This is a genomic window from Sporosarcina sp. (assembly GCF_029257255.1).
In the GTDB taxonomy this organism is placed as follows: domain Bacteria; phylum Bacillota; class Bacilli; order Bacillales_A; family Planococcaceae; genus Sporosarcina.
Genome location: NZ_JARICI010000038.1, coordinates 49,640 through 60,455 on the forward strand (window position 1 = coordinate 49,640; position 10,816 = coordinate 60,455).

Annotated in this window: 13 protein-coding genes; all 13 read right to left on the bottom strand. The window is 41.9% G+C overall.

Features of this window, described 5'->3' with window-relative positions; all coding sequences use genetic code 11:
* Positions 1 to 24 precede the first annotated feature (24 nt).
* Entirely contained in the window at positions 25 to 912 is an 888-nt protein-coding gene (gene tsf / locus Q1J64_RS08610) for a translation elongation factor Ts (RefSeq protein WP_301108657.1), read from the bottom strand.
* A 178-nt stretch (positions 913 to 1,090) separates the two neighbouring features.
* Positions 1,091 to 1,831, bottom strand: coding sequence for a 30S ribosomal protein S2 (gene rpsB, locus Q1J64_RS08615; protein WP_301108658.1), 741 nt, complete (start codon positions 1,829 to 1,831; stop codon positions 1,091 to 1,093).
* 151 nt (positions 1,832 to 1,982) lie between these two features.
* Positions 1,983 to 2,477: a helix-turn-helix domain-containing protein gene (locus tag Q1J64_RS08620; protein WP_301108659.1), complete on the bottom strand. Its 495-nt coding sequence runs from the start codon at positions 2,475 to 2,477 to the stop codon at positions 1,983 to 1,985.
* Between the two features lie 6 nt (positions 2,478 to 2,483).
* A complete protein-coding gene (locus Q1J64_RS08625) occupies positions 2,484 to 2,783 on the bottom strand; it encodes an RNA polymerase subunit sigma (RefSeq protein WP_301108660.1) in 300 nt (99 codons plus the stop codon).
* Positions 2,780 to 3,559: a FliA/WhiG family RNA polymerase sigma factor gene (locus tag Q1J64_RS08630; protein WP_301108661.1), complete on the bottom strand. Its 780-nt coding sequence runs from the start codon at positions 3,557 to 3,559 to the stop codon at positions 2,780 to 2,782. The genes Q1J64_RS08625 and Q1J64_RS08630 overlap by 4 nt, the downstream gene beginning before the upstream one ends.
* 127 nt (positions 3,560 to 3,686) lie before the next feature.
* Positions 3,687 to 4,181 carry a chemotaxis protein CheD gene (locus Q1J64_RS08635; RefSeq protein WP_301108662.1) on the bottom strand — a complete coding sequence of 165 codons (495 nt, stop codon included), beginning with the start codon at positions 4,179 to 4,181 and terminating at the stop codon, positions 3,687 to 3,689.
* Positions 4,182 to 4,814 (bottom strand): chemotaxis protein CheC, encoded by a 633-nt coding sequence (locus Q1J64_RS08640; RefSeq protein ID WP_301108663.1) that lies wholly within the window; start codon positions 4,812 to 4,814, stop codon positions 4,182 to 4,184.
* Positions 4,804 to 5,271 (bottom strand): chemotaxis protein CheW, encoded by a 468-nt coding sequence (locus Q1J64_RS08645; protein WP_301108664.1) that lies wholly within the window; start codon positions 5,269 to 5,271, stop codon positions 4,804 to 4,806. The genes Q1J64_RS08640 and Q1J64_RS08645 overlap by 11 nt, the downstream gene beginning before the upstream one ends.
* A gap of 17 nt (positions 5,272 to 5,288) precedes the next feature.
* On the bottom strand, positions 5,289 to 7,358 hold the full coding sequence (locus Q1J64_RS08650) for a chemotaxis protein CheA (protein WP_301108665.1): 2,070 nt from the start codon (positions 7,356 to 7,358) through the stop codon (positions 5,289 to 5,291).
* Positions 7,359 to 7,373: 15 nt separating this feature from the next.
* Complete coding sequence (locus Q1J64_RS08655; protein ID WP_301108666.1) at positions 7,374 to 8,504, bottom strand: protein-glutamate methylesterase/protein-glutamine glutaminase; 1,131 nt, start codon at positions 8,502 to 8,504, stop codon at positions 7,374 to 7,376.
* Position 8,505: 1 nt separating this feature from the next.
* Positions 8,506 to 9,372, bottom strand: a complete 867-nt coding sequence (locus tag Q1J64_RS08660; RefSeq protein WP_301108667.1) for a MinD/ParA family protein — start codon at positions 9,370 to 9,372, stop codon at positions 8,506 to 8,508.
* On the bottom strand, positions 9,365 to 10,480 hold the full coding sequence (gene flhF, locus Q1J64_RS08665; RefSeq protein WP_301108668.1) for a flagellar biosynthesis GTPase FlhF: 1,116 nt from the start codon (positions 10,478 to 10,480) through the stop codon (positions 9,365 to 9,367). The genes Q1J64_RS08660 and flhF overlap by 8 nt, the downstream gene beginning before the upstream one ends.
* Positions 10,480 to 10,816: FHIPEP family type III secretion protein (locus tag Q1J64_RS08670; protein WP_301108669.1), on the bottom strand; the 337-nt coding region annotated here is incomplete at its 5' end. The genes Q1J64_RS08670 and flhF, both read right to left, overlap by 1 nt.

Sequence of the window (10,816 nt, forward strand, 5' to 3'; positions counted from 1 at the left end):
TGCCCCTCTGTATGATTGGTTTACTTAGTTTCCTTTAACTTGGCTCATTACTTCGTCAGCAAAGTTGTCTTCACGCTTCTCGATTCCTTCGCCCACTTCATAACGAATGAACTCAACTAAAGTTCCGCCAGTTGATTTAACGAAATCGCGGACTTTTTGGTCAGAGTTTTTAACGAAAGCTTGGTCAAGTACACAGATTTCCTCGAAGTACTTTCCAAGACGGCCTTCTACCATTTTCGCTACAATGTTCTCTGGCTTGCCTTCATTCAATGCTTGCTCAGTCAACACTTTACGCTCTGACTCTACTTCATCAGTAGATACTTCGTCGCGTGAAATGTATTTCGGGTTCATAGCTGCGATATGCATTGCTACATCTTTCGCTGCTTCAGAATCATTTGATCCTTCTAGAACTGTCAATACTGCAATTCGTCCGCCCATGTGCAAGTAAGGACCGAATACATCCTGATCTGTCTTTTGACGGATTTCAAAACGGCGAAGAGTGATTTTCTCCCCAATTTTCGCTACAGCATTTGAAATGTGCTGAGATACAGTCAAGCCGTTATCCATTTTAGCTTCATTTGCTTCTTCAACAGTAGCTGGTTTGTTTGCAAGCAAGAACTCTGAAAGTTCTTGAACAAGCGTTTGGAATCCTTCGTTTTTTGCAACGAAGTCTGTTTCAGCATTCACTTCAAGGATTACTGCTTCGTTACCTTGAACTAAGATGTTTGCAACACCTTCAGCTGCAATACGATCTGCTTTTTTCGCTGCACTTGAAAGACCTTTTTCACGCATGAAATCGATTGCTGCATTCATGTCGCCGTCTACTTGAGTTAGTGCTTTTTTGCAGTCCATCATACCTGCGCCTGTTTTTTCACGAAGTTCTTTTACCATTTGAGCTGTGATTGTTGCCATTTTAAAAATTCCTCCTATTATCATTCATCTGTTATATATAAGTTGAGAAAAGTAATTTGCATCTGCCTTAGGCACGTTGATTTGCTGCCCATGCTAGAAACTTAACTCATCATATATTGATTACTTTAAAAAAAGACGATAAGGGGTACGCCGCTTATCGTCTCTTCGTTTACTCATTTCAGTCTGCAGCTACAGTTTCAGTTTCGTTCGCTGTTTCAGCAGCCACTTCATCGTCTTCACCTTGACGGGATTCAATCAATGCATCTGCCATTTTACTTGTAAGTAAACGTACTGCGCGGATTGCATCGTCGTTCGCCGGGATGACATAGTCGATTTCGTCCGGATCACAGTTAGTATCTACGATTCCAACGAGTGGAATATTCAATTTGATTGCTTCAGCAACAGCGATACGCTCTTTACGAGGATCTACGATGAAAATTACATCTGGCAATCCTTTCATATCACGGATACCGCCTAAGAATTTAACAAGACGCTCATGCTCTTTGTTCAATTGAGAAACTTCTTTCTTAGGAAGAACATCAAATGTTCCGTCCTCTTCCATTTTCTCAATTTGTTTCATACGAGCTACACGCTTTTGAATAGTACCAAAGTTTGTCAATGTACCGCCCAACCAGCGTTGGTTGATGTAGTACATTCCAGCACGTTCTGCTTCTTCTTTGATTGCTTCTTGTGCTTGTTTCTTCGTACCTACGAAAAGGACTTTACCACCGTCAGCACCGACTTGGCGCATGAAGTTGTAAGCTTCCTCTAATTTTTTTACTGTTTTTTGTAGATCGATGATGTAAATGCCGTTACGCTCCACAAAAATAAATTTCTTCATTTTAGGGTTCCAGCGGCGTGTTTGGTGTCCGAAATGAACACCTGCTTCTAGCAATTGCTTCATTGAGATTACTGACATGATAATTCCTCCTATTGGTTTTTGTCCTCCGCGTACTTCCTGCAAAAGAGTGACCGAAACGGCACCAACTCTTTCGTCCGCACGCGTGTGTAGTAATACCATCTACTAAAATAACATATATATGGGCCGTTTGCAACCACCGACTTTTGTTTCAGCTGAATTTTAACAGCAATTCAATTTCTGTCTGGCCTTTTCCGAGCTTTTTCGCAATTTCTTCTACCGATTTACCTTCCTCATGCATCAATTTCGCTTTCGCCCGGTCGTCCAACGGCTCTGTTTCTCGTTGATCTGTCGCAGCCGCGGTCTGCTGATAGGAACGAAGAGCAAATTGAACGGGCACAGGATGAGGTTTCTGTTGTACTTTTTCGGTTTCAGTAACCGTTTTTTGCTGCACCTGCGGCTGAAATGGAATCTCTACCTCAGCAAACGGAGGTACATCTGCTGTGTTGTTTAACTGCTCAATTAAGCGATCATTTTCTTCTTTGATTTCTGCCAGATATGCCATTACGGACTGATCCATCTCATCCATCAGCTTTTGCTGTTTCTTTTCCAAGTTATTAAATTTGGAGACTTTTAAAAACAGTAAGGTAATAATCATGAAACTGATGATTTGTAAAATGAATAAAATTGCTACGATGATTCCCATGTTTGATCACCCACTAAAGTCAACAAACGAGCCTTTAAAAGGATGCTTCACTCGTCGTGCTTCTTCTTCCTGTTTTTCTCTCTTTTGCTGTTCACTTTGCTCATCCGGCTGTCGATCGTCAGGATTTAATTTAGCATATGGATCGGATTCAACGACGGTCTCTTGATTTTTGAGCGCCTGCTTTTCAGTTGAAGTATTTGCATGCTGCTGGGCTATTTGAGATTGCTGTTGCTTTTGCTCGGCGATTTTTCCGGCCTCAAATGTTTTAGGTATCGCTATTTGCAGTTCAATACTTTTCAAGCTCATAAAATCCCTCCATCCGTAATTTCACCCGCCAGTAAGGTGCGCAGTTTAAACAAAGCTTTCGAATGAATTTGCGATATTCTGGAAGTGGACAGACTTAAAATTTCACCAATTTCGGTTAATGTCATATCTTCTTGATAAAACAAACTTAGTACCAGCTGCTCGTTTTCATTAAGTTCTTTAATTTTCTTCATTAGATCACTAATCAGCTCGTCTTTGAGTGCCAGCTGCTCCGGTGTCTTGGTCTGTTCGTCACGCAATACAAAGGTCTGATCATTTTGCTCATCGTCATCATTCATTTTCTCATCAATCGACAATACGTTTGCGAAATATTGTTCATGAACTGTCTGGTAAACCTCATCTGTGGTGATTCCCAGATGATCAGCCACTTCTTCAGGTGTCACCGTTCGCAAATAAGACTGCTCAAGTTTACTAATTTCTTCATCCATTTTTTTCGTCTTTTCTCTAGAGGAACGTGAAAGCCAATCCTCTTTTCGCAAGCCATCTATTATGGTTCCGCGAATACGAAAAGATGCATACGTATCAAATTTCAAGTCGCGATCGGGATCGAATTTTGTCAAGGCATCGAATAATCCTTGATAACCAAGTGATTTAATTTCGTCCCGTGAGACATTTTTCGGCAGTCCCGCACTGATTCTCTGTACATGATAATTCACTAATGGTGTATAAAGTTGGACTAGCGTGTCACCTGCATCAGGATCACGGTCTTCGAGCCACAACTTCCACTGATGCCGTTCAGCTGTATCTTGCTTTGCCATCGAATTCACGCCTTTCCTGTCAGATTCCGTCTGCCTGCTCTCACTTCTTATCTAACAGTATAACAAATCTCCATAAAAAAAGGCGACTAATCAAATAGCCGCCTGGTTTTATCGCTTAGAAATCTGGTTACATCTCCTGTGTGCCTGCGTTGACTGTGCGCACATGAAGAATGCTTGTCTCAGGGTCGAATTCAATTGTTCTTCCGCTTGAGCCTCCCGTATCTTCAGCAACGATTGGTATGGAGAGCCTTTTCAACTCTGCTTTGACCGCCTCTACATTCCTCGGACCGATACGAATCGTATCATTGGAGCCAAATTGGAACATCTGTGCGCCACCGGCTATTTTTGCTTTAATGCTGAATGGACGCACTCCTTGTAATTTCAGCATTTCCATCATGGCATAAATACCTGTATCCGCGAATTTAGCGGCATTTAATGTAGATGACTTTCCTAATTGGCTGTCCGGCAACATGACATGCACCATGCCTGCGATCTTTTTCGACGCATCGTACAGCACTACACCGACACAGGATCCGAGTCCGGATGTTCGAATCGTCTGAGGAGTCTTGGCGATATTCATATCCGCAATCCCTACTCTTACGACGGTTTTAGTATTCAGCATTTAAAGTACACCTAAAGAACTGAAAACCGTGCGGTATGAGGGCGGGTCCGGTAATAAGAAGAAATGACCTGCTAAACTCGAAACACCTTGTTCCCCTTCTTGCAGAATTTCCGTTTCAATTACGATGACTTCATCGCTGTACTGAGAAACTTCAATTAACCCAAAACTCACAATCGCTCCGACCATATCTACGCTTAAAGACGGAACAGTCGGATAGATTTTCAGCGATGTAAAGTCAGATAACGCGGATAAATAAGATCCCGAAAGGATATTGCCTAACTCTTGCAATGCAGAAGCGCCTAACCCTAAATCTTCTACTCCTGTAAATGTAAATTCTGGTTCATTCATCAGTTTGCGAATAAAGTCAGTAGCCGATTCTATTGTCAGCACAAAAAACATGCTACCCGTCAAATCGCCTTCAATACGTAGAAAAATACCTGCTACAATCTTTTCTGTACCGCCTGCCAGCTCAAACATTTCGTCGAATGAGACCAGCTCCACATTCGGAACTCTCATATCAATTTTATGTCCCAGCAGCTGAGACAACGAAGTAGCCGCGTGTGCAGCTCCTATGTTGCCGATCTCCTTCAGTACATCCAGGTGCATCTCGGTTATTTCATTTTCAGAGTTCATCCGTATTCACCTTTTTGATAGGCTGCAGCACTTTTTCCAGATTCAGCATAACGAGCAAACGCTTATCTACTTTGGCTACACCAGAAATGAATTCTGACTCAACAGATCCAACTACTTCCGGCTGAGGTCCAATAGCACTTGTCGGAACATCCATGACATCATTCGCGTCATCGACGATCAAGCCCACTTCTGAGTCGGCATAAGAGACGATAATGATACAACTTGATTCATCAAATTCCTTATATTCCATATCAAAGCGCTCACGCAAATCGACAACTGGCGTTACAACTCCACGCAGATTCAACACACCTTTTACATAAGAAGGCATTCTCGGTACGCGTGTGATGGAGAGTGATTTCTCGATGGATTCTACTACATCCAGCCCGATCGCATATTCTTTATTCATCAATTGAAAGACAATAACCTTCATATCACTTACTTCTACAGCTTTTGTCATACTTTTTGTCACCTCAATTATTTAATCAGTGCGTTGCAGTCGACAATCAATGCCACTTGGCCGTTACCAAGAATCGTAGCGCCTGATATAGCAAAGACACTCTGCAAATAGTTCCCAAGTGATTTTAAAACAATTTCCTGCTGGCCAATGAATGAATCTACTACTAATCCTGCTAAACTTTCACCTTTTCGTACAATGACGATCGATTGGAAATCTTCTTCCTCTGCATGACTATCACGCATTTCAAAGATTTCTTTGAGATCCACTAATGGCACGATGGTACCGCGGAAATCGATTACCGGCTGATTATGCGCATTCAGAATATCCGATTTTTGAATAATTGCTGTTTCGATAATAGAGGATAAAGGAATCGCATAGATTTCCTGATCTAATTCTACCAGCATAACGGAAATAATGGATAGAGTCAGCGGTAGTTGAACTTGGAATAACGAACCTTTACCTTCTTTAGAATCAATGGAAATATGTCCGCCGAGAGATTCAATCGTGTTTTTCACGACATCGAGCCCGACTCCTCGTCCTGATACGTCTGTTATGGCAGCAGCGGTTGAGAAACCCGATGCCAAGATAAGTTCAGCCACTTGCTTATCAGACAAAGTAGATGCCAAATCTTCACTGACAATTCCTCGCTCAATCGCTTTATTCAGTACACGCTCTCGGTTAACACCAGCTCCGTCATCTTCCAGTTCGATGAAGACGTGGTTTCCTGAGTGATACGCACGCAATGTCACGGTACCTTCTTCAGGTTTGCCGGCCGCAATACGCTCTTCTGGGCTTTCCACACCGTGATCGAGAGCATTTCGTATCAAGTGAACAAGTGGATCGCCAATTTCATCAATAACGGTCCGGTCTAATTCTGTTTCAGCTCCGATAATTTCCAGGTTGATCTTCTTATTTAGATCACGCGCAAGCTGGCGGACCATTTTGGGAAAGCGGTTAAAGACGGTTTCAACTGGAACCATCCGCATATTCAGGATAATATTTTGAAGATCGCCCGAAACACGCGTCATACGTTCCACCGATTCATTGAGTTCCGGATTATGAAGCTCACTCGCAATTGATTGAAGACGTCCGCGGTCAATTACCAGTTCTTCAAACAAGTTCATCAGGATATCAAGGCGGTCGATATTTACGCGAATTGTTTTATTGGAAGAAGACTGGCCTGACTTTTTGGACTGCGAAACTTCCTTAGGCGCAGCTTTTTCCTCTGTTGCTTTCACTGAAGAAGTATTTGCTTTCTTCTCTACTTTCTGTGGCTGTTCTTCTTGCTTCTCAAATTCTGTCTGCTTATATTTCTGCACATACTCATCAGTAATATGTGTGATTTTTACGTCTTCAATTTCGGAAACTTTCATGACTTTCGCTTTCAGTTCATCTGCATCTTCATGTGTCAACAAAACAATTGTGAATTTCTGATCGAATTCTTCATTTTCCAGCTTTTCTACTGTCGGTACTGTTTTGATCACTTCACCGGACTTTTCAAGAATTTCAAATGTCATAAATACGCGGGCCACTTTTAATAAACAGTCCTCGCGCAGCTCCACAGTAATTTCGTATGCATTGTAACCCTGATCGGATGATTGGGAAATGACAGTCAGCTCAAATTCATCATAGTATATACCGGATGAAGATACGACTTCTGTCGGTGCTTCTTCAGTGGCAGCTGCTGTTTCTACTAAGTCTAACGGCTCGCCTGCTTCAATTTTATTCAGCATACTGACAAGGTGGCTAACGTCTTTTTTTCCATCTCCACCTGCTTCAATATTCAGCACCATTAATTCCAAATCATCGGATGCTTCAAATACAACGTCCAAAATTTCTGTAGTAACACTGATTTTCGAATTACGGATTGCGTCCAGGACGTTTTCCATCTTATGTGTTAAATCCGCAATATCTTCATATCCCATAGTAGCGGACATACCTTTTAGTGTATGGGCTGCTCTGAAAATCTCATTGACGATTGCCAAATCATCAGGATTATTTTCTAATGCAAGCAAATGTTCATTACACGCTTGCAAGTGTTCTTTACTTTCTTCGATGAACATATCCAAATATTGACTTGTATCCATTGTAAAGCCCCCTAATCACTTCAAATTTCCCATTATTGCATCAGCAATTTGCTGAACATCTCTGACCTCATCGCTTAAGCCGGCATCTATTATGGCTTTCGGCATTCCGTACACAACTGAAGTATTTTTGGATTCCGCAATCGTAATAGTTTTGCATGTTGCACGCAGTAATTCCATTCCTTCTTTTCCGTCATAGCCCATCCCTGTCATAATAACCGTGACATAGTCTAATTCAGGATGTTTTGCAGCTGATTCCAGTAAGACATTCACAGCAGGACGGTGTCCGGAACGCGGTACTTCATTACCGTCCAGTACAATCTGATAACCGGCTGCTGCTTTTTCAAACTTTAGATGCAGTCCTCCCGGAGCGACATACGCAGTGCCGTTTGACAGCAACTCACCGTGTTCAGCTTCTTTAACTGTAATCTCACTGAGCCCGTTTAAACGTTCTGCTAGCGATCTCGTGAAACCCGGCGGCATATGCTGAACGATTAAAATAGGTGAAGGAAAATCTGCTGGCAGGCGGGTGATTACTTCCTGTAAGGCTCGAGGCCCCCCTGTTGATGTACCTATTATAACAAACCTCTTAGGTATTTGGGCTTTATTTTTAGAAAAACTTGTTAAAGTTACAGGCTTTTCTGTGACAGGCAGTATTTTCTCTGGTACTTCTTTCTTTTCAACCGGCGGAACATAACGAATTCTAGATGGTGTAATCATTCTCGTGAGTGACTGTATACTCACATTTGATGCAGCGAATACCTTCTCTACAATCTCTTTTTCTATTTCATGAAGATTTAAGGAGATCGCTCCGCCCGGCTTAGCAATTACATCTACTGCGCCAAATTCAATAGCGAGAACTGCATTTTCTGTATTATGTTTGGTCGTACTTGAAAGAATGACGACAGGAACAGGATGATGGTTCATCATTTCTTTTAGTGCCTGGAGTCCATTCATTACAGGCATCTCAATATCCATAGTCACAACATCAGGCAACAAATGACGGACTTTCTCTACAGCATCCTGTCCGTTCCTTGCAATACCAATGACTTCCATCATCGGATGTTTATTCAGCATATCCGAAATCAGCTTGCGCATAAAAGCTGAATCATCCACGACGAGAACTCTTTTTTTCTTGCCGACTATCATTTCAGACACGCCCTCTCCGAAATATACTCTTTAACTTACCAAGGAATCCTGACGTCTCAATAGAAGTGCTGGGCTGATGACCAATTAAAAATGAATCCGTTATTGATGTCATGCGTTTCGTGATATACGCATTTGGATAAAGCTTTACAAAAGGTGTTTGCGCCACAACTGCATTTCGTACATTTAAATCGTCCGGCAAAAATCCTAATAGATTGGTTTCTGCTGATAAAAACTTACGCATCGCGAGCTGCAATCTGGCAATGGCATCTCGCCCGTCTTCTTCTTTCAGTATTCGGTTTCCAACAATATGAAAGGTTCGCTCTGAATCTTGCATGCAAATAAACTTCATCATCGAATAAGCATCGGTAATAGACGTTGGCTCTGGAGTGGCGATCAGAATAATTTCATCGACTGCCATGATTAAGTCAAGCGAGCTTTGCGTTGCGCCTGCTCCCATATCGAATAAAATGACATCGTAATCAGACTGCAAAATCGTAAAGCCTTCAATCAAACGGTCAAACATCGATTCAGACCATTCCATTACCGTCTCTAATCCCGAACCACCCGCGATAAATGCCAAGCTGTCTTCTAAAGGTGTTATGACGTCATAAAGTGCTCTTGAACCCGTCAAATAGTCTTTCAAACTATAATTGGGAGTTGCACCGAATAGGATATGAATATTACCCATGCCAATATCCATATCAACAATCAATACTTTTTTACCTTTTGTGGCAAGTGAATAAGAAAAATTCGCTGTGAAATTGGACTTTCCGACTCCACCTTTTCCACTGATGATCGCAACAGATCTGGCCGTTTTCCCTTTTGCTTTTAGCATTTTCAAACGTAGTGCTTCTGCCTGATCATGCATGCTGATCACCCGCTAACAAAAGGGAGAACAGTTTATCAAAATCTGCTTCAGTTATATCTTCAGGAACTTCTTGGCCGTCTGTATAATAAGCCATACCTATCGAGTATTTAAGCATTAAGTTGATCATCGAGCCAACTGAGCTGGTTTCATCTGTTTTCGTGAAAATAAATTTCTCAATCGGAAATTTTTCAAAACGTTCTATGATAATATCCATATCCTGCTCTTTAGACGTAGTTGACAAGACCAAAAATGTTTCCATATCCAATGAAAAGTCAACAAGCTTCTGTAAATCTTCCACGAATTTAGTTTCTTTATAGTTTCGACCTGCTGTATCGATAAAAATCAAGTCACGATCCTGCAGTTTTTCGATTGCTGCTGCAAAATCGGCTGCGTTATAAGCAATTTCCACAGGAGCCTGCAATAAATTCGCATATGTACGTAGTTGTTCAATTGCACCAATCCGATACGTGTCCGTAGTAATAAAACCGATTTTCTTTTTTTCTTCTAGCAAGGCACGTGCAGCAATCTTCGCAATCGTCGTTGTTTTGCCGACGCCCGTAGGACCGAGTACATTAATATATTTTTTGGTATAAGAAATTCCGCCGAACGATGTATCTTTTAGTTTGGCGGAAAACCATTGTTTCAATAATTCAAGTTGTTCTGTTTCTGTAAAATCTTTCTTTTCTTTTTTCATATGATCATAGAGTGCATCGCCCGCTTCTGCTATGTATTCATAAGCAAGACCCTGTGTTTGCAGCTTCACTAAAAGCGGAATCAGTTCATCTGGGTACTTTTCCAGCGTACGATCACTCTGCTGCATCCCTTTAATCATTTTCTTCATTTCCTGCATCTCAGCCTGCAAAGATTCCGTCGCATTAGTACGGACCGGAGCCGCAACAGCTGGACGTGCGGGCGGTTCATAAATTGGTTTTTCAGTTTTTTGGTCAAAACCTGCCACTACTTCTACAGAACGTTTCTGAAATAATCCGAGAAAACCCTTTGTTTTAACGACGTTTGAACTAAGAATAACGGCATCATCACCAAAGTCTTCCCGAACTTTTTTCATGGCCTCGATCATGGTTGAGGCTGTATATTTTTTCATTTTCATTAAATATCCACCACCCCTACACTTTGTACCTCTACGGATGCTTCGAGTTCATTATAAGACAAGATAGGTATTTGTGGGAAATAGCGCTCTGTAATCTGACGTAAATACATACGTATGGCCGGTGAACAAAGAATGACCGGCGCCTGATCAAGCAAGGCCACCCGCTCGACTTCTTGTGCAATGCGCTCTAAGATTGCCTGGGACTGTGCAGGATCGATTGACAGGAAGTTTCCTTGTTCTGTCTGCTGGATACTATCGGCAATCAATTTTTCTACTTTACCGGAAACCGTCAATACTTTCAGCGCTGTATTGCCTGCTACATACTGGCTGGTAATT